Origin of the sequence: Shewanella chilikensis, assembly GCF_002836945.1 — a bacterium.
In the GTDB taxonomy this organism is placed as follows: Bacteria; Pseudomonadota; Gammaproteobacteria; order Enterobacterales; family Shewanellaceae; genus Shewanella; species Shewanella chilikensis.
This window is the reverse complement of the sequence record NZ_NIJM01000044.1, coordinates 1-19,931: the sequence shown is the minus strand read 5'-3', so window position 1 is coordinate 19,931 and position 19,931 is coordinate 1. Positions and strand designations below refer to the sequence as shown.

Here is a 19,931-nt window from a genome sequence, read left to right as displayed (position 1 = left end):
GCTGAAGTCAGGTTGCGTGCAATAAACGGCTCTGGCTGCGCGATTCCCGGAGTGTAGAGCAGGTGAAAAAAAGCGCACCCGGGAGGTGGGTTCCCGGATGCGCTCAAAGTGTTGAGTTGTTAGCTGAGAAAGTTGAGGATCCCCAGCGCCGCATCGCGCCCTTCGGCGATGGCGGTGACCACAAGATCTGACCCCCTGACCATATCACCACCGGCAAACACTTTGGGATTGCTGGTCTGGAACGGATTGGCCGCTTCTTTCTCGGCTTTTACCCGGCCCCATTGATCCAGGGCGATATCAAACTCGGCAAACCAGGGCGCCGGGCTGGGTTGGAAACCGAAGGCGACAATCACGGCGTCAGCCTCCAGCAACTGATCGCTGCCCGGGATGGGCTCAGGACGCCGGCGACCACTGGCATCGGCGTTGCCTAGCGCGGTTTCAACAAACTCGACTCCCTTGACCTTGCCATCATCTGTGGCAATCGCCACCGGCTGGCGGTTGAACAGGAACTCGACCCCTTCTTCGCGGGCATTTTGCACCTCACGGCGCGAACCCGGCATATTCTCCTCGTCGCGGCGATAGGCACAGATAACAGATTCGGCGCCTTGGCGCACCGCCGTGCGCACACAGTCCATGGCGGTATCACCGCCGCCGAGTACTACCACCTTCTGACCCTTGAGGTCGATATAGGGCTGCGTCGGATCGGCTTGCCCCATTAACTCACGGGTGTTGGCAATCAGGTAGGGCAGGGCCTGAATAACCCCTTCGGCCTCTTCACCGGGCAAGCCCGCCTGCATGGCGTTATAGGTGCCCATGCCGAGGAACACGGCATCGAAGTTGGCCAGCAGCTCTGCAAAGGGAATATCCTGGCCGACGGTGACGCCGAGGCGGAACTCTATCCCCATGCCTTCCATCACACTGCGGCGGGTAGCCATCACTGACTTGTCGAGCTTAAAGGCGGGAATGCCATAGGTCAGCAGGCCGCCTATCTGAGGATATTTGTCAAAGACCACAGCCTTGACCCCGTTGCGGGCCAGGATATCGGCGCAGCCAAGACCGGCCGGCCCCGCGCCTATGATAGCGACCCGCTCGCTTCTGGGCGTTATCTGGCTCATGTCAGGGCGCCAGCCCTGGGCGATGGCAGTATCCGTGATGTATTTTTCCACATTGCCTATGGTGACGGCGCCGAAATCATCATTCAGGGTACAGGCGCCTTCACAGAGCCTGTCCTGCGGGCAGACTCGGCCGCAGACCTCCGGCAGGGTATTGGTTTCATGCACCAGATCTGCCGCTTCCAGGATACGTCCCTGCTTGGCCAGCTTGAGCCAGTTGGGAATATAGTTGTGCAGCGGGCACTTCCACTCGCAGTATGGGTTACCACAGTCCAGGCAGCGGTCGGCTTGTTGGTCGACCTGCGCCTGGGCAAAGGGTTGGTAAATCTCAATAAACTCTGTCTTGCGGCGTGCGATAGCCTGCTTGCTCGGGTCGATACGACCCACTTCGATAAACTGAAAATCGTTACTCATGCTCGCTTACCCCGCTTTTACGGCCAGTTCCGGGCTCGGTTGTTCCAGTTTGAGCAGATCCGAAACCTGAATATTTTTGGGCTTGACCAGGACAAAACAGTCGAGCCAGTTGTCAAACTCACTGAGAATGGCGCTGGCGTGTTCACTGCCGGTCTCGGCCACATGCTGTTCTATCAGCCCTTTAAGGTGCTGTTGATGAATGGGAGTCTCCAGCTTGAGGGTGTCGACCAGTTCGGTATTGACTCTACGGTTAAAGCGGCCGAATTGGTCGAACACATAGGCGAAACCGCCGGTCATACCGGCACCAAAGTTGACCCCTGTAGTACCCAGCACCACCACAATGCCACCTGTCATATATTCACAGCCGTTGTCACCGACCCCTTCAACTACCGCCAGCGCTCCTGAATTTCTGACCGCGAAGCGCTCACCGGCCCGTCCCGCCGCAAACAGTTTGCCGCCGGTGGCACCATAGAGGCAGGTATTACCGACAATGGCGCTGCGCTCGGATTGGAAGGCGCTGCCGAGCGGTGGATAGATGGCGATCTTGCCGCCGGACATACCTTTACCCACATAGTCGTTGGCGTCGCCGCACAGTGACAGCTCGAGTCCAGGGCTGTTCCATACCCCGAAACTCTGACCGGCGCTACCGTTGAAGCTGAGCCTTATCGGCTTGGGACAGCCTTTTACGCCCCAGGCTGCCGCGATATGGCCCGAAAGCGCGGCGCCTACCGAGCGGTCGGTATTATTGATGGGGAAGCAGATATCGAAGCCTTCGCCCTTGGTGACACGCTCGGCGCACTTGGCCAGCAGTTCCTGGTTCAGGCTGCCGGGATCTGCCGGCGTATTGGTCTCTTTCCAGGTCAAACTGGTGCTTGGCAATACTTCGGGTTTGAACAGGATAGGGCCCAAATCCAGCCCCTGCTGCTTGGCGGTCTGGCCTTCAATGGCCTGCAGCCAATCGCTGCGCCCTACCAATTGCTCAAACTCGCTGACCCCCAGCTTGGCCATCCATTCACGCACCTCTTCGGCGACAAACTCAAAGTAGGTCATTACTCGCTCGGGCAAACCATGATAGTGCTTGTCTCTCAAGGTCTTGTCCTGAGTGGCAACGCCGGTGGCACAGTTGTTGAGGTGGCAGATACGCAGGTATTTGCAGCCGAGCGCTATCATGGGCACAGTGCCAAAGCCGAAGCTCTCGGCGCCCAGTAGGGCTGCCTTGATAACATCTGTGCCAGTCTTGAGACCACCATCCACCTGCAGGCGTATTTTATGTCGCAGACCATTGGCCACCAGAGACTGGTGAACTTCGGCAAGGCCCAGCTCCCAGGGGCTGCCGGCATACTTGACCGAAGTCAGTGGGCTGGCGCCTGTGCCGCCATCGTAGCCGGAAACGGTAATCATATCGGCATAGGCCTTGGCGACCCCTGTAGCTATGGTGCCAACGCCCGGCTCAGAGACCAGCTTGACCGAGATAAGCGCCTTGGGGTTTATCTGCTTGAGATCGAAGATCAGTTGCGCCAAATCCTCAATAGAGTAGATATCGTGGTGCGGCGGCGGTGAAATCAGCGTCACGCCCGGGCGGGCATGCCTGAGGCCGGCGATTTCAACACTGACCTTATGACCGGGCAGCTGACCGCCTTCACCGGGCTTGGCGCCCTGGGCAACCTTGATTTGCAGCACTTCGGCGTTAATTAAATAATGGGCGGTTACCCCAAAGCGGCCAGAGGCTATCTGCTTGATGGCCGAATTGCGCTCGCTGTTGAATCTGCGGGCATCTTCACCGCCTTCGCCCGAGTTTGAGCGGCCGCCGAGACGGTTCATGGCGATGGCCAGCGCTTCGTGGGCTTCCGGGCTAAGGGCGCCGATACTCATGGCGGCGCTGTCGAATCTGGGGAAGAGTGTCTTGGCCCCTTCCACATCTTTGAGCGCTATGCTGTCGCGCTGCTGTTTGATGCTCAGCAGGTCTCTCAAGGTGGCAACCGGCCTTTGGTCTACCAGCTCGGCAAACCGTTTGTAGAGCGGGTAATCCACCTCTTTCAGTGCTTGTTGCAGTGTGTTGACTACATCCGGGTTGAAGCAGTGGTATTCGCCGCCCTCAACGTACTTGAGCAAACCGCCTTGCGGCAGCGGCACATGGGGGCGGAAGGCCGCCTGACTCAGCAGTTGCTGATCGGCTTCTATGCCATCGAAACCCACACCTTGAATACGGCTGACCACACCGTTGAAGCATTGCTTAATCACCTCGTCGGCCAGGCCTATGGCCTCAAACTGCTGGCTGCAGCGATAGGAGGCGACTGTGCTGATCCCCATCTTGGACATGATCTTGCGCAGCCCCTTCTCAATGCCGTAGCGGAAGTTGAGCATTAGATTGACGATATCCTCGGCCTGATGACGCTTGGCGAGTTCGGCAATGGACTCGTACACCAGATAGGGGTAAATGGCCGTAGCGCCAAAGCCCAGCAGTACCGCGAAATGGTGCGGATCCCGGGCCGAGGCTGTTTCCACTATGATGTTGGTGTCACAGCGCAGACTTTTGTTTACCAGCATCTGCTGCACTGAACCTACCGCCATGGCGGCAGGGATCACCAGGGTGTCTTTGCTGACGGCGCGATCCGAGAGCACTATCAGGGTGGTGCCGGTGCGTGCCAAGCGCTCGGCTTCATCCGTGATCCGTTTGATTGCCTGACTCAGGCCTTCGGAGGCCGGATAGTTAAGGTCAACCTTGTTGGCACGGTAATAGGTGCTGTCCAGACTCAGCAACTGGTTGAAGTCACTGAACAACAAGATAGGTGAGTTGAACATCACCCGATAGGCGTGTCCCGTGGTTTCGTTAAACAGGTTCTGCTCGCGACCGATACAGGTGGCCAGCGACATCACATGTTTCTCCCGCAGCGGATCGATTGGCGGGTTGGTGACCTGGGCAAATTTTTGCCGGAAATAGTCATACAGCGAGCGCTGTTTTTTCGATAGTACTGCCATCGGGGTGTCGTCGCCCATGGAGCCGGTGGCTTCTTCGCCTTTGCTGGCCAGTACCCAGATCACTTGCTCCAGTTCTTCACGGCTGTAGCCGAACAGCTTTTGGTACTGCAGTAAAGTGCCCTGGTTGAATTCACTGACGCCCTGATCCTGCGGCGATAGTTGCTCAGCCGGCACCAGAGTCTGGCTGTTCTTCGCCATCCACTCCTTATAGGGGTGACGACGTTTAAGATCGTTATCGATTTCGAATGACTGATAAAGACGGCCGCTGAGGGTGTCGAGCACCAAAAGTTCACCCGGGCCGACCCGGCCTTTTTCAATCACTTCATCCGGGCCATAGTCCCAGATACCCACTTCCGAGGCCAGAGTGAGAATTCTGTCTTTGGTGATCACATAGCGCGATGGCCGCAGCCCATTGCGATCAACCGCGCAGGCGGCGTGGCGACCGTTGGTCATGACTATCCCGGCCGGGCCATCCCAGGGCTCCATATGCATGGAGTTAAAGTCATAGAAGGCCTTGAGCTCTTCATCCATCTCGGGGTTACTCTGCCATGCAGGCGGGATAAGCAAACGCATGGCGCGGTACAGGTCCATGCCGCCGGCCAGCAGCATCTCCAGCATATTGTCCAGCGACGACGAGTCTGAGCCGGTTTCATTGACAAACGGGGCGGCCTGCTGCAAGTCAGGCAGCAGCGGTGAGTTGAACTTGTAAGCCCGCGCCCGAGCCCATTGGCGGTTACCTGTGATGGTATTGATCTCGCCATTGTGGGCCAGAAAACGGAACGGCTGTGCCAGTGGCCACTTGGGTGAGGTGTTGGTCGAGAAGCGCTGATGGAACAGGCAGATAGAGCTTTGCAGCCTAATATCGGCCAGATCCGGATAAAAGGCCGGCAGATCGGCCGGCATCATCAAACCTTTGTAGACAATGACCTGGCCGGAGAGACTGGCGACATAAAAGTCTTTATCCTGGCTTAATTGCTGCTCGAGACGGCGACGAGCCATATAGAGGCGCCGCTCCAGATCTTTTTCTCGCCAGCCAATGGGAGCATTGATGAGCACTTGCCAAATTTGCGGCAAACTGGACTTGCCAATCTCGCCGAGCACTTCCGGGTTAATCGGAACCGGGCGCCAGCCGGCAATACTCAGGGTTTCTTTCTCCAATTCTCGCTCGAGCAATATTCTGGCTTCGGCTGCCAGGGTTTCATCTTGGTTTAAAAACAGCATGCCAACGGCGAATTTACGGCTGAGATGCCAGCCCTGTTCGGCCGCAATGGCTTCAAAGAATCCTGTGGGCATTTGCATCAGCAAACCGCAACCGTCGCCAGTGCGTCCGTCAGCTGCAATACCACCACGATGTTTCATGCGGTCTAGGCCATGGATTGCCGTGCGAACAATGCGATGGCTGGCTTCGCCATCCATCTGGGCTATTAATCCAAAACCACAGTTATCCCGCTCGAAACTGGGATGATACAAGCTCATACAAAACCTCCCTTAACATCACTATTACTACTCGGGAGAGAGTACCAAACTCTATAGATATGCACCCGAACCATTCAAATTATCCTGAGACTTGCTAAAGGTCAAACCTAAATATTGCATATATTTGATGAATCTTGGGGTGTTTCATACGGAATCTTCAATTGCATTACGTTAACGTAAACTGAGGATTGCGCTGTATAACACTATGAATGAAAAGAAAATCTACTTTGCCCCTGTTTTCTGTTCACCTAATTTTAACAAGAGGCCTCGAATTATCCTTAAAGAAGAAAAACTGATTTCCGGTCTCGCTGGCGTTTACATTAAAAATTTGCATTAAATGATTAAATATTCACAAAAGTGTGATCTGGGAGCGGTTTGCGCTCAAGCGGTTTGATCATAGATCACCGGCAAAAGTAGCAGCCATTTGTGACATAAATTGACCTGGAGCAGAGTAGTCCCAAATTGGAGTCGTTAGACTGGCGACTTTTTTGAGAGAAGCAAATGGGACTGGACGATTTTGTCACTACCTTTGGTCAATACTGCCGCCAACAATTTGGTCAACGGTTACAAAAGCTGACTCTGGATGCGCGTTTTACCTGTCCCAATCGCGACGGAACCCTGGGGCGCGGTGGTTGCACTTTCTGTAATGTTGCTTCCTTTAGCCATGAACACGGTACCGACTTGTCGATTGCGGCTCAGCTTGAGGCCGGCAAACAGAAGATGAGGGCAAAGGCTTCGCGGTTTTTGGCTTACTTCCAGGCCTATACCAGTACTTATGAAGAGTATGCCGAGTTGAAGCGCAAATACGATGAGGCACTGCAGAGCGAACAAGTGGTGGGTTTGTGTGTCGGTACCCGCCCGGATTGCGTACCGGACAGGGTGCTGGATCTGTTGGCGCAATATCAACAAAACGGTAGTGAAGTTTGGTTGGAACTGGGTTTACAGACAGCTCACGACGCCACGCTGAAAAGAATTAACCGTGGTCATGACTTTGCCGCTTACCAGGATGCTGTATGCCGCGCCCGCAGTCGCGGACTCAAGGTATGTACTCATCTGATCCTCGGACTGCCGGGAGAAGGGCTGATTGAACATCAACAAACGCTGGAAGCTGTGTTAAACGCCGGTGTCGATGGCCTTAAATTACACCCCCTTCATATAGTAGCAGGCAGTACCATGGCCAAGGCCTGGGAAGCAGGCAGGTTGCAGCCACCGACACTGGAGGAGTATGTTACCAGTGCGGCGCAACTGATCCGTCACACGCCAAAAGAGATAGTGTTTCATCGGGTGACAGCCTATGCCAGCCGTCCCGTGTTGCTGGCGCCGGATTGGTGCGCTCAGCGCTGGATAGGCTTGGTAGCACTGGTAAATGAGTTGGCGGCCAAGGGCGGGCAAGGTTCTGGTTTAATCAATTTAAATCAATAGCCTATAAATCTTTGTATCAATTGTGCCCGGGTTTTGTATCGCCAATGTTAAATCCGGGAAAGTTTTGTCTTGTTTAGCGCCTATAAGTTGCACCGGTAATTTTAGCGGGTATGATGTGGTAAATCTGACACATTCGAGGAGCGCCTTCATGGCCACAACTGAACTGGATACTATCTTAGATCTCAATACCCTGGAGCAGTACTGTAGTGCTATTGGTGCCGGCACCTTACTCAAGAGTGTGGTGTTATTTGAACAGTTGTTGCCTGAGTACGTGGCGAATTTGCAAAAGGCCGAAGCGGCCGGAGATAAAGATACCCTGTGCGCCGAGGCTCACAAGTTTAAAGGTGCTGCCGGTTCTGTGGGATTAAAGCGGATCCAGCAAACCGCACAGCAGCTGCAACACGGTGAAGAAGCCGCTTGGGAAGCCGGGCATAAAGAGTGGCTGGCGGTTATTGTTGAACATGCCGGTGCAGATCTGCAGCAACTCAAGTCTTTCCTCGAAGCCAAAGCATAAATTAGCCTTGGGTGCCGGAGAGAAGCTCCGGCGCAGTCAAGGTACTCAGAAACTCCCGTTACTACCCCTTTTCTATTACCTGAACCTTAGCCGTCAAGGCTTGGGTTCTCTGCTATTTCCGCTTCAGTGATAGATATCTTGGGGGATGATTTATCGCCTCGGTCACACTCCTGATGTGATACTGCTGCTCGACAGACTTTTTGTGTTAGATTAGATAGAACTTTCTAATGCATTACTCAATTGGTAATCGACAAAATGAAACACTTACCCAGTTTGAAAAATCTCTATTATCTGGTGAACCTGCATCAGGAACAGAACTTCAACCGGGCAGCCAAGGTGTGCCATGTTAGCCAATCGACGCTGTCCAGCGGGATCCAAAATCTGGAAGAACAGTTGGGTTATCAGCTGATTGAACGGGATCATAAGTCTTTTATGTTTACCGCTATCGGTGAAGAAGTAGTACAGCGTTCGTTGAAAATTCTGACCGATGTCGATGACTTGGTGGAATTGGTGAAAAACCAGGGTGCGCCTATGACTGGAGAGATCCGACTTGGCTGTATTCCCACCATTGCCCCGTTCCTGCTGAGCCGTGTAGTTAAGCAGTGCCAGAAGACCTATCCGGATCTGAGTTTGCTGCTCAAAGAGGACACCACAGAGCGTTTGTTGACAGCTTTGGGTAAGGGCGAGTTGGATCTGTTGTTGTTGGCTCTGCCTGCTGATACTTCCGGCTATCACAGCATGAAAGTGGGTATAGATCCCTTCAAGATGGTGGTGCACAAGGACTTATCTGCCGATATTCATGAGCCGGTGGACTATCAGGCGCTGCCGGATGAGAGTATTTTTCTGTTGCAGAGTGAGCACTGCATTACCGGTCATGCCATCAGTGCCTGCCAACTGGGTGACAGCGCCAAGGTCAACCCTTTTGCGGCCACCAGTTTGCACACTCTGGTACAGATGGTGAACAGTAAATTGGGTACGACTTTCCTGCCGCAGATGGCAATAGATGCCGGGATATTGAAAGACACAGATCTGGCGGTGATGAGCCCTCCAGGGGAGGCTCCATATCGTGAGATAGGTCTGGTATGGCGTCAGACTACCAGCCGGATCCTGACTTTCAGAACTTTGGGGCTGGAGATCCAGCAGCTGCTTCAGCAGCAGGTTTAGGCTTGGATTCAAGTCGTAACAGTAAGAAAATACATCTATGATATCTTAGAAAAGCCTTGCAGGATGGGGCTCTGCGTAGAGTCGTTTACTCAAACTGCTCTACGCAGGTATATTGAAAGCTCAAGAGCGGTAGTTACACCGATTCAAAACTGGAGCTTGACGTTGCCTCAGTTGTTCATCCATTTTGAAGAGCGACAGGAAACCTACATTGCGCTGTGATTTTTAACGTGACACAGAATTTTGAACACCCTCCAGAATTTTGAAAACCCTCTTTCGAATATAATCCGTAAAGCATGTTACTTGACGATGAGCTTCATCTTTACCATCAATATAGCGTTGTGAAAACAAACTAGGGACGATTCCCTAAGTCATCTTACCTGATGGACATACTTATTATTGTAAGAGTAAGACTCCATTCAACTATTCACCTAACTTCCTTTTATAACTCCTTATTGCACATTGTTTTTAAATTGATGGTTTTAGTTGTGGGTGATGGATAGGTGTTTTATTTGGTTTTTGTTTGGTGTGTTTGTTGGTTTTTTGAGGGCGGTTTGTTTTGGGTGTTGACTTTTTGCCTGTTGTTGTGTTGGATGATCATTGATAATGATTGTACAAGTGGAATGACTTTAAACATGGAGTGTTTGTCATTATGCGTTGGCTCCCCCGTTTTATTTTGCTGGTTTCTTTCGCAGTTCTAACAATATCAACAGTGCACGCATCATCCACTGCCCCTTTAAGTGGCGCTTTTCGGGTCAGTGAGCAAGGTGCGGCAACATATACCATCCCCATAGATACTCCCGCAGCCAGAGGTAAACTAAAGCCCGCCGTAGAGCTGAGTTATTCATCAGGTAGCGGCGAAGCCATTATGGGATTGGGGTGGGGGCTTCAAGGGCTTTCCGCCATCAGCCGCTGTCCAAAAACCATTGAACAGGATGGTTATTTGCAAGGTGTAGAGCTTACCAACAAGGACAGTTACTGCCTTGACGGCGCTCGTCTGGTTTTAACCGCCGGAACCCATAGTCTAAATGGCGCCGAGTACCATAAGGAGCTGGATGATGCCTCCGTGGTTACTGTGATTGGCCAGGCGCCTGGCGGCGGCCCAGCGGCCTTCAAGGTTGAAACCAAATCGGGAGACACCTATTTCTATGGCGATGTGGGTGAGGTTTCCGGGAAGCGGTTTCTGGATGTGAATGGCACCTCATCATCCGGAGATGGTTATCGGTCCGTATCTCAAAACAACAGTGATGTGATTTATCATTGGAGTCTGAAGGCCATTGAGGACTCTGTAGGTAATTACATTAGTTATCACTATGAAAACATCGCCGGTGAGCAATACCTGAAAAGCATCGATTACGCCGGGCACAGCGATGGTGAGGTTCCCTATAATCAGGTCAGATTTATCTATACCCCCCTTAGTTACCCAAAGTATGGTTATTCCTATGGCACCTCTGTTGCGATAAAGCAGCAATTGCAAAAGATTGAGGTGAGGCTGGATGACGAAGTCGACAAAACCTATTACCTGACGTATCACAAGGCGACTTCCAGTGATAAACATGATTACCTTGAGCAGGTTAAAGCCTGTATTGGTCAAACTCAAACCGACTGCAGTACACCGATAACCTTTGAGTGGGACAGACCGCCGGGTGCATCTGCCGGCCCTGCTTATCAGCCCTTTTCCGGCAGACGGGCGTTGAGTATTCCGTCCGGTAACAACGACACTGCCAAGTTTTTTGATATGGACGGCGACGGCTTATCAGATATCGTTTATGTACGGGGCGGGCGTTGGTACAAGCGTGGTATTCAGTCGGGTATTGAACAGGCGATGGCCTCGACCGGAGCCGCTAAGGCGGCTTATGCCCAAACCATAGATTATGATGGTGATGGCCAGCGTGACTTGTTGGTGGCCAACAGTGAAACCGCCAATTGGCAAATTCTGTCTTTTAAACCTTCTACTTATCAGCACACTGTGTGTGAGCCAAATGGCCGTGGTACTCAGCTATGTGAGGATGTTGAGCGTGTAGTGAATTACACGCTCAAGGATTTGGGGCGTAAGGCTATTGGGCTTGAAGGCAAAGCGCTGGTTGCCGATGTCAATGGTGATGCATTGGAAGACATCATCTTCATCGATGGTGGCGCCATCAAGTGGTATCGCAATCTGGGAAATGGAAGTTTTGCTGCGGCGCAAAGTCTTTATAGCTTTCCCAGTACTGAAGTTGGGCACAACACCAGTGTTCACCAGTGGCATTCCAGTCGAGGTTTTGGCAGCTCCTTTATGGATATCAACGGTGATGGACTCACCGACTTTATGTTGGAGGTTAGATAGCGGGAGGCCGTGTGTATTTCCGGTAGCGGCAAAGTGATTTCGGGAGTGACCGAGAATGAGTGTCGTCTGGATATCAGAGGTACTTGGTCTGTCAGTGATTACGAGTATTGGAATCTTTATGTCTCGACTGGCTCCAGTTATCAAAGACGGCAGAAAATTTACCGGGGGCCACACAATAATATCAATATCGCCAATACCCTACGCAGTGCCGATTTCAATGGTGATGGCTTGTCGGACATTGCCTATGTCCATAATAATAAATGGTTTATTCAACTGTCAGATGGCAATGGTTTCTTGCCTCGAATGGATACGGGCATTACTACTTCCGATACTCAGAAGTACAAAACCTATTTTATCGATATCGCGGGTGATGGCAGAGCCGAAATGGTGGTTCAGCATACCTCGTCTCAGGCGTTGGTGTATCACTCCAACCCCGAGTTAACTTCATGGACCACTTATGGCGCAATCAATTACCTGTCCGATCAACCATTGAATTTTGCGGATATCGATGGTCGTGGAAAACTGGATATTGTCTATTTCAGTAACGGTCAATGGCAAAGGTTAACCCATAAGAGCCATGCATATCACAATACCATCAAGGGGATTACCGACGGATTTGGAGTCAAGACCAGGGTGACTTACGCGTCGTTGACGGAAAAGTCTGCTGGCGAATACAGTGTCTATAAGACTCAGGTTTCCAGTTATCTGGACAACAGTCGTAACTTCTCCCTTATTCCGCCGCAAAAAGTTGTTAAGCAAGTTGCCACTGAAACCGGGGATGGCAGCCAGGTTTCCGTTAACTATGAGTATGGCGGCTTGCTGATAAACCGTTTGGGGCGTGGCCCGGCCGGGTTTGAGTTATTACGCACCATAGACAATCAGACTCAGGTGGTGACCGAGACTATCTATCATCAGTTGTTCCCGCAAATAGGTTTGCCCCTGGCAACCAAACAAACCTATCAGGGAAAAACATTGTACTCGGCAATCAATGAATACAGCTTTCAGCGAGGCAATGACGGCATTTATAGCCGGGTTGAAGAAAACGTAGTGGAGCGCACCTCGCAAAATGGCAGCGATGGGGTGGTAAGGGAGTTAACGCAGACAAACACCCAGACTCAGTTCGACGACTGGGGAAATGCCATTGCCATTAAAGCGGATGTGACTGACCTTGAAGCCAATCAATTGGTTTCAAGGGTCGAGACGGTTAACCAGTATGACGGTCATGGTGGCGGCGAAGCTAAGGGGCGACTGAGTCATACCAGGGTGACTAAATCACGCTTTAATCAGCGAGAGCAGGTTCAGGCGATAGTGACCGAGAGCGCATTCAGCTATTACGATAACGGTTTGCTGATGAACTCAACGGTATCGCCAAATGACAATCGCTACAAATTGACTACCGGCAAAACCTATGACATTTACGGCAACACCCTGACCGAGCGGGTCTCCGGAGGCGTAGATGCCGCCGGCAACACCCAGCAGTCGAGACAGATGAGCTATTTATTCGATGCCAGAGGGCGTCTGCTCAAGACAGTGACCAACGCGGCAGGCGACAGCAGCACCTATACCTACAATGGTCAGTCTGCAGACCAGGTAACGGGTAAAATCACTCAAATTACCGTGACTGATGCCAATGGTCGCAAACTGACCAAGAACCATGACAAGTGGGGAAGGCTGGTGCGGGAAGTCACTCCGGATGGTGTTCCAACAAGCTATCAGTATGCCAGCTGTGATGCCGGGTGTTCACCTCTCGGTCATGGCCATTTGGTTACCACCAAGACCAAGGCCGGTGCGCCTCAATCCAAAGTCATCACAGATAAATATGGCCGTGAAGTCGGTAAGCAGAAGCAGGGTTTTGATGGGCAATGGATTGTTACTGCAACCAGCTACGATGCGCAGGGAAGGCCTGTCAGACAATATGAACCCGCTTTTGCCGGTATCAGTGCCTATTACACCGAAATAGAGTACGACCACTTTGGTCGGGTCATCAACCAAACCAATCCCAACGGTGGTGTTTCCAGTATTCAATATCTGGGATTTGAGACGCTGACGATAGACCCCAATGGCAAGCAAAAGCGCGCTGTCTCCAATGCCATGGGTGAGCAATTTAAAGTTGTTGATGATATCGGCAACGAACTGGAGTTTGTCTATGATGCCGGTGGCAAGCTGGTGAAAAGTTTTATCACCTCAGCATCGGGACAAGAGCTGCTGCGCACCGAGGCAAGCTATGATGCCTACGGCCGCAAAATCAGCACCAAGGACATTGATAAGGGACAGTGGCGCTACACTTATAACGCCTTTGGCGAAATGCTGTCACAGACCAATGGCAAATCCCAATCCAGCTTTATCTACTATGACATTCTAGGGCGTAAAGTCAGGCAAACTGAGCCAGATGGCACCTCTTGCTGGACCTATGGTAACAAAAGCAGCAAAACCGCCGGTTTACTTATTGCGGAAACCCGTTTCGACGCCGTTGTGTCCAATTGCTCTCAAACCGGCTGGGTACACAGCAAGCAGAGCGGGTATGACAGTGCCGGCCGGTTGGCCAGCAGCAAGACAAGCATAGCAGGTAGTAGCTATGAGCATCGCTTTACCTATGACAGCCATGGCAGAGCGGCGACTCAGACATACCCCAATAACTTGCTGACGGTCGTCAACCACTACAATGCTCAGGGATACCTTTTCAAGCGTACCGACCAACAAACAGGTAAGGCATATCAAACTATCACCGAAATGAATGCCCGTGGGCAGGTGGAGCAGGTGCGTTATGGTAATGGTGCCCAGGAATCAACCGTTTTTGATGCAACCACTGGTTGGGTTAGCGGTATCAATTTGACCACTGCGGGAGTAACAGCCCATCAACTTGACTATCGCTTTGATACTGTAGGTAACCTGGAGTACCGTCAGCACAGCCTGTCTTCGGCTCCGGCCACATTCAGCGAAAACTATCACTATGATGATTTGTATCGCCTGTATGAGCGTACCGTCAGTATCCACTCCGGTGGTACGAGTCTGCCATCAGACTTTAAAGCCACCCATGAGATGCAATATGACGATTTGGGCAATATCACCTTTAAAACCGGTGTTGGTGATTACCGCTACGATAGCACCAACCCTTACCGTTTATTAGATATTTGTGGTAAAGGAGGCTGTGGTGCGCTTGAAACAACACCTGTAAGTAAATCCTGCCCAACAGGTTATGCGCTCAATGCGGCAGGCACAACCTGCCAAAAGAGTGAAACTCAATCAGCATCGCTAAGCTACAGCTATAGCTGTCCCAGTGGTTACACTCTTTCCGGTACAACTTGTTCTAAAACGGAAACCAAAGTTGCACAGGTTAAAACCGAACAAACTTGTCCTAAAGGTGGCTACTTAAATGCATCAACGGGTAAGTGCTCTCGAGATTTCACCATAGTTTCAGCAACTAAACCTTCAGGAGCAGGGGTTGTATGCGGTGGTGGTGAACCAATGGGAGGAGGGCGCCGTCTGTGGGAGTGTACAGAAACGTATCAATCCACACCTAAACAGGTCTATAACTGTGATGCGGGCTGGACATTAAGCGGCACTAACTGCACGCGGACGCTATCACAAGCGGCAACAAAGACGCCTGTTTATTCTTGTCCCGCTGGCTGGTCTGTTTCAGGGAGCGCTTGTAATCGAACACTCACTGCCTCCATAACCTACAGCTGTCCAACGGGGTGGACGCAAAATGGCGCTCAGTGTAGTCGTGCCCGTCAAGCCAGCTATGTGATGGTTTATGATAAGAATGGCAATATCACCCAGGATGGTAGTCGCCGTTTCACTTACAGCTCTTACGATTTGGTCACCAACATTACTCAAGGTGGGGAATCGACCCGCTTTAAGTATGATGCCAACCGGCAACGCTTCGAGCGTTACGACGTTAAAGTTGAAGCGGGAGTGACAAGCTATCTCACCACCTTATATGTCGGGGGGTATGAGAAAGTCACCCGTAGCGGCGGCAACAAACCGGCACTCACCGAGCAAAAATTGTATGTCGGCAATTTGGTGATAACCAAGCGTAGTAATAACACTGTTGACGAGTTTTACCTGCACAAAGATCATCAAGGCTCAACCACGACGATTACCAATAAGTCCGGTAATGTGGTGCAGCAGTTTACCTATGACCCTTGGGGTAAACAAACCGCCGCCTATAGCCATTCACTATTGAATGATTATATCGCGCCCGCGGCATCCAAAGGTTATACCGGGCATGAAGGTATAGATAACCTGAATCTTATCCATATGAATGGGCGTATCTATGACCCCACCATAGGACGTTTCTTGCAGGCCGATCCGCATATCCAAGCGCCAACCGATACACAAAGCTATAACCGTTATAGTTATGTTTTGAATAACCCGATGAGCTTTACTGATCCCAGTGGATATTTCTTCAAGAAACTATATAAAGCTTTGGGGAAAATTGATGGTCGTTATCACACTCACAAGTATATTTTTTCAAAAAACCAGGTGATCCGCACCGCTAATACAGGAAGCTTAAGATCTGCATTTAAGTCCGGTGTGATTACATATGCAACTGGTTATATACTATCAGAAATAGGTAACCATTCATGGTGGGGACAGGCAGGGAGTCCGCAAAATATTGCAGCAAATGCGATAGTTGGAGGGATTAGCTCAGAACTGCAGGGAGGTAGTTTCGGACATGGGTTTATAGCAGCAGGGGTTACCGCCTCATTTAAGCCAATGATTAATGATATCGGTGGCGATGGGAGCGCCAACTCAGCTATTGCTCGAGGGGATGTGTCTGGTTTAAATACATATAAAATACATAGGGTAGTTGCAGCTGCCACTATTGGCGGAACATCTTCAGCTATATCTGGGGGGAAATTCACTAATGGGGCCTTAACCGGAGCATTTATTCAAATGTTCAATGGCGAAACTCGAAATCGTGAACAGCTGATGTGGGTCGCTTCTTCTCCAGAACATGCCAAAATTATTGTGATGATGCGGAATCTTGCTCAAGATTCTGCAAACGAATATGATATCAACTGTTCGGGAGTTAGATGTGCTCTTCCTTGGATAAGAGGTTCAGGAATCCATAAGTTGTTTGCCGATAAGGTTAGAAGCTTAGGGACAAATTTTTATGCTGAAGTGTCATATAAGGGTGGTTTCCCTGTTACATATGGTACAACTGGGTCAGTTAGAGCTGACGCTATCTATGGGCCAATAGCAAGCCCTGAAATTGTTTTTGAATTAAAAACTGGCTGGGGTTGGGTCAGTACTGGTGAATCGAGGGCATATTTTGAGAATATTCCAAGAGGTAGAGATCCAGCCTTGTCAGTTATCAAGGTGAATTAGAGTGAATATTAGAAGGTTAATAAAAATAGTGTCTAAAGATTTTCCCGAGCTTACGTGTTTTGGAAACTACTTGGTATTTAAAAGGTTTGAGTTTGTTCTTTCGGGAATAGCTATCGAGAAAACAGGTTCAGGTATATATTTTTATAAATTTATGTACCCAACTTTTGATATCCAACAGGAAGTTAACCTTTTGTATAGTGAAAGGTTAGGGGCAGAAAAGTATTATCTCGATATTACGAATTTAACTGCAGGGGTTATTGAGTTTGAGCTAAGGCGTCGTATAAGAATGGCACTGAATCAAATTGAGAAAGTTGTTTCACTTGAAGATTTTATTGATGTTTTGAACAGCCGGGAAGGGTTAAGAGAGCATTCTCACGCTCGTATGGTCTGTGGGCTGTCCTTATTGTTGTTAAATAGGGAAGATGAATCAGAGTTGGTGTTTGAGGAAGTTAAAGGCACTTTCCATCCTTCAATAGCAAAAGATTGCTTAGATTTTATTGATATAGCGAAACGCAGCCCTGATGAAGCCAGAAAAGTATTGTTTACAAAAGATACTGCATTTAAAATTAAGTATAAGTTAACCATAGAGAAAGTAGACACCCAACCTTAAGGTCAGGGCGGGATTCCACTTTGCTCATGATTTAACCAAATAGTAATTCTGAGCGAAATATTGGATTCCAAGCGTCGAAGTGCCGCTTGCTCATCATGCTGTCTTTTTTGAACGGAAAACAGACCGGAAAACAGGACAGCCATATCTTTTTGATGTTTCGCACAGCTTTGACTAGGCTTTGAAATACCCATCAAAGCTCAGTCGAGGTTGGTTATGACCACAGCCCGTCGTCAGTTGATAGATGCTGAAAGCACGCCCTTTTACCACGTGATTAACAGTTATGTTCTTGGAGGACCGTCGGTGAACAACTGTCAAACTTATGCTGATAGTGTAAGGCGGCAAATTGAGGTGACATATGGTTCTAAGGAATAGTCTATTATCATTTTTATTATTGGGGGTAAGCTTCATGGTTTCAGCCATACCAACACAGGTCATAATTTCTCGGACCTTGGAGTTTAATAAAGGTAATGGGACTGGTCTAATTAGTATTATTGATATCAAGAGCCGTTCTACCGTGAAAGAATACCATGTAAATGCTGGTAATAGCCCTGTTATGCGGGTGTATGGTGAAAAACTTTCAGTTTCCAACGGCATATTGAACTCTGGTGAATACATACTTAATCTTAATGATGCTTCAGTTGAGTATTTCCCTGAACGCCGAGGTACTGTTTTCTTTTCCCAAGACTCATATATGTATTTTTCCGTAGTAAAAAATCATGGAAAAATTTTTTTTATTAATGATGGGGAAGAGGTTTGTCGGATAGATAAGGTGAGTGTTGTTATGAGTCCACCTGATATATATACCTATCCTGAAAATTTGGCAAGTTTTTATCTCAGTAATGGTGACTTTTACCTCGTCAATGGGAGTGATTTATCTTTCAGTAAATTTTCATTAAAAGATTATACAGATATGATCTATTTGGGTGAGAACAAAGTATTGGCTGTTGATGGTCGTACGTTGTATTGGTTGCGTCTCTCTGATGGGAAAGTTTTAAAAACAAAAAAACTGGCCTTTACTGGAAATTTTTTATTTAAGGCTAAAAGTGATGATGGCAGATTTATTACACTTCAAACGTTGACAGTCTCCTTAGCTCCTTGGTCAGATACTTTCATGCAAGAACGTATCGATTTATATGTGTTCGACTTGAAAAATGAGACATTAGAAAAGCTGGTTGGCAGTATTGCAGCAATAGGAGTAGGCCTTACTGTTAAGTAAAATATATGTTATGGCTTGGCCTGAAAACAGGACAGCCATATCTTTTTGATGTTTCGCACGACTGAAAACAGGACAGCCATATCTTTATAAGATATATGATAAAGGATTAACTAATGAAACTAATGAAGCAGTTTTGGTTATCACTTACTCTGTTGGTTTGTGGCTGTACAACCATTACTCTGGAAGTCGCAAGTGTTCCTTCAATTAAGCCGTGGGATTCTGTTCCTGATAAAAAGGTGTATACATATAATAAAAGCCTTGATGATATTGTTGAATTTTCTGATGTCAACATTTCGTTGTCGCTGACAAATTACGAAACTCAATACAGGGGGCTAGCAATGCTGGGTGTTGAGCTGGAACGTTGGCCAAATAGTAAATTTGATAGTGATGAGATTATTCTTGCATTGGGAGTAACCCCCTTAAAAAACGGTTTGGAGTTAATGGGGGAGGGGATAGCTTTAATCATGAAGGTCGATGGTGGCGATATGTATGTTAAACCACATAAAGTTATGAAATATAATAGAAGTGATACTCTATTTTGTGGTTTTGATAACTCTATTGGTGGATGGGGTGGGCGAAGTATAGATATTGGGAATAAGAAGGAGAGTTTGCTGAAGGGTAGCCATTTTTCAGATAATTGTTACAATTTGTATTTTAAGCTGCCTAAAAAGGTCAAGGATGTTGATTTCGCGCTCGACTTCTCGGAGTCTCTTTTGCCATTGAATAGTAAGGTTGTTTATTTCCATAAAAAGCTGATTAAGTGGACTTCATCGAACTAAATGGTGACAGATTTAAAAATTTTCTATTCTTCCTTGCATAGTCGTTCAATATTATTCCTTGGGCTAGAGAATCACCGTTATTATTTGACTAATCAGGAATGAGGGCCATAATGCGAAATATATTTCTGACTATGTGTTTTCTTATGGGATATTGGTTACAAGGATGTGCCTATTATGTCTATGATACTCATACCGCTTATGGCCTGAACAGGGTTGATACGGAGGAGTACTTAGGGCCAATAGATACCGGCTACGACTCTCCGATCACCAGCCCGGTACTTAGTTTTGATAATGGTGTGCAAGTTAAGTTCATGATCCCTGGTATATATAATCATCCACGAAAGAAAACGGGTATTGACTATCTGGATGATATTAACATAGAGATTTTTATAACATCACGAAAAGCAGGGATTTCTCTGGATGTACAAAATATGGTGTTGGACCAGTATCGAACCGGCAGAAAGACTCCCCTTCGATTCCTAGAGAAGAAACGTTACCCAAGTTTGGAGAAAGGGAAGGAAGGGGTATTGGTTTGATCCGCACCGCTAATACAGGACACGCTACTAAGCAACACTCTTTAGTTCGTAG

Annotated in this window: 11 protein-coding genes and 1 pseudogene; 10 read left to right on the top strand and 2 right to left on the bottom strand. The window is 49.1% G+C overall.

Annotation, left to right across the window (positions count from 1 at the left end; all coding sequences use genetic code 11):
- Positions 1-119 precede the first annotated feature (119 nt).
- Positions 120-1,526, bottom strand: a complete 1,407-nt coding sequence (locus CX651_RS15070; protein WP_101056707.1) for an FAD-dependent oxidoreductase — start codon at positions 1,524-1,526, stop codon at positions 120-122.
- A 6-nt stretch (positions 1,527-1,532) separates the two neighbouring features.
- The gene (gltB, locus tag CX651_RS15065; RefSeq protein WP_101056706.1) at positions 1,533-5,981 is read right to left on the bottom strand and encodes a glutamate synthase large subunit; all 4,449 of its coding nucleotides are present in this window, start codon (positions 5,979-5,981) and stop codon (positions 1,533-1,535) included.
- 501 nt (positions 5,982-6,482) lie between these two features.
- Here gltB and CX651_RS15060 point away from each other — a divergent pair.
- From CX651_RS15060 to CX651_RS15010, 10 genes and pseudogenes are all read left to right on the top strand, one after another.
- Complete coding sequence (locus tag CX651_RS15060) at positions 6,483-7,403, top strand: TIGR01212 family radical SAM protein (RefSeq protein WP_101056705.1); 921 nt, start codon at positions 6,483-6,485, stop codon at positions 7,401-7,403.
- A 148-nt stretch (positions 7,404-7,551) separates the two neighbouring features.
- The gene (locus CX651_RS15055; RefSeq protein WP_039033706.1) at positions 7,552-7,917 is read left to right on the top strand and encodes an Hpt domain-containing protein; all 366 of its coding nucleotides are present in this window, start codon (positions 7,552-7,554) and stop codon (positions 7,915-7,917) included.
- Positions 7,918-8,172: 255 nt separating this feature from the next.
- The gene (gene oxyR / locus CX651_RS15050; RefSeq protein ID WP_052248010.1) at positions 8,173-9,081 is read left to right on the top strand and encodes a hydrogen peroxide-inducible genes transcriptional activator OxyR; all 909 of its coding nucleotides are present in this window, start codon (positions 8,173-8,175) and stop codon (positions 9,079-9,081) included.
- 85 nt (positions 9,082-9,166) lie between these two features.
- A pseudogene (locus tag CX651_RS20000) lies at positions 9,167-9,300 on the top strand (IS256 family transposase); the annotation flags it as partial.
- Between the two features lie 430 nt (positions 9,301-9,730).
- Positions 9,731-11,404 carry an FG-GAP-like repeat-containing protein gene (locus tag CX651_RS15040; RefSeq protein WP_101056704.1) on the top strand — a complete coding sequence of 558 codons (1,674 nt, stop codon included), beginning with the start codon at positions 9,731-9,733 and terminating at the stop codon, positions 11,402-11,404.
- Positions 11,405-11,413: 9 nt separating this feature from the next.
- A complete protein-coding gene (locus CX651_RS15035) occupies positions 11,414-16,738 on the top strand; it encodes an RHS repeat-associated core domain-containing protein (RefSeq protein WP_101056703.1) in 5,325 nt (1,774 codons plus the stop codon).
- A 1-nt stretch (position 16,739) separates the two neighbouring features.
- Positions 16,740-17,348 (top strand): hypothetical protein, encoded by a 609-nt coding sequence (locus CX651_RS15030; protein WP_101056702.1) that lies wholly within the window; start codon positions 16,740-16,742, stop codon positions 17,346-17,348.
- A gap of 406 nt (positions 17,349-17,754) precedes the next feature.
- The gene (locus tag CX651_RS15020; RefSeq protein ID WP_146226019.1) at positions 17,755-18,564 is read left to right on the top strand and encodes a hypothetical protein; all 810 of its coding nucleotides are present in this window, start codon (positions 17,755-17,757) and stop codon (positions 18,562-18,564) included.
- A 113-nt stretch (positions 18,565-18,677) separates the two neighbouring features.
- Positions 18,678-19,343 carry a hypothetical protein gene (locus tag CX651_RS15015; RefSeq protein ID WP_101056700.1) on the top strand — a complete coding sequence of 222 codons (666 nt, stop codon included), beginning with the start codon at positions 18,678-18,680 and terminating at the stop codon, positions 19,341-19,343.
- 110 nt (positions 19,344-19,453) lie between these two features.
- Entirely contained in the window at positions 19,454-19,879 is a 426-nt protein-coding gene (locus CX651_RS15010; protein WP_101056699.1) for a hypothetical protein, read from the top strand.
- The last annotated feature ends 52 nt before the right edge of the window (positions 19,880-19,931 follow it).

What these genes read in the sequence shown, in the direction of transcription:
- CX651_RS15070 (WP_101056707.1), bottom strand. Translation starts at nt 1,526, where the DNA reads ATGAGTAACGATTTTCAGTTTATCGAAGTGGGTCGTATCGACCCGAGC.
- CX651_RS15010 (WP_101056699.1), top strand. Translation starts at nt 19,454, where the DNA reads ATGCGAAATATATTTCTGACTATGTGTTTTCTTATGGGATATTGGTTA.
- CX651_RS15015 (WP_101056700.1), top strand. Translation starts at nt 18,678, where the DNA reads ATGAAACTAATGAAGCAGTTTTGGTTATCACTTACTCTGTTGGTTTGT.
- oxyR (WP_052248010.1), top strand. Translation starts at nt 8,173, where the DNA reads ATGAAACACTTACCCAGTTTGAAAAATCTCTATTATCTGGTGAACCTG.
- gltB (WP_101056706.1), bottom strand. Translation starts at nt 5,981, where the DNA reads ATGAGCTTGTATCATCCCAGTTTCGAGCGGGATAACTGTGGTTTTGGA.
- CX651_RS15055 (WP_039033706.1), top strand. Translation starts at nt 7,552, where the DNA reads ATGGCCACAACTGAACTGGATACTATCTTAGATCTCAATACCCTGGAG.
- CX651_RS15060 (WP_101056705.1), top strand. Translation starts at nt 6,483, where the DNA reads ATGGGACTGGACGATTTTGTCACTACCTTTGGTCAATACTGCCGCCAA.
- CX651_RS15020 (WP_146226019.1), top strand. Translation starts at nt 17,755, where the DNA reads ATGGTTTCAGCCATACCAACACAGGTCATAATTTCTCGGACCTTGGAG.
- CX651_RS15040 (WP_101056704.1), top strand. Translation starts at nt 9,731, where the DNA reads ATGCGTTGGCTCCCCCGTTTTATTTTGCTGGTTTCTTTCGCAGTTCTA.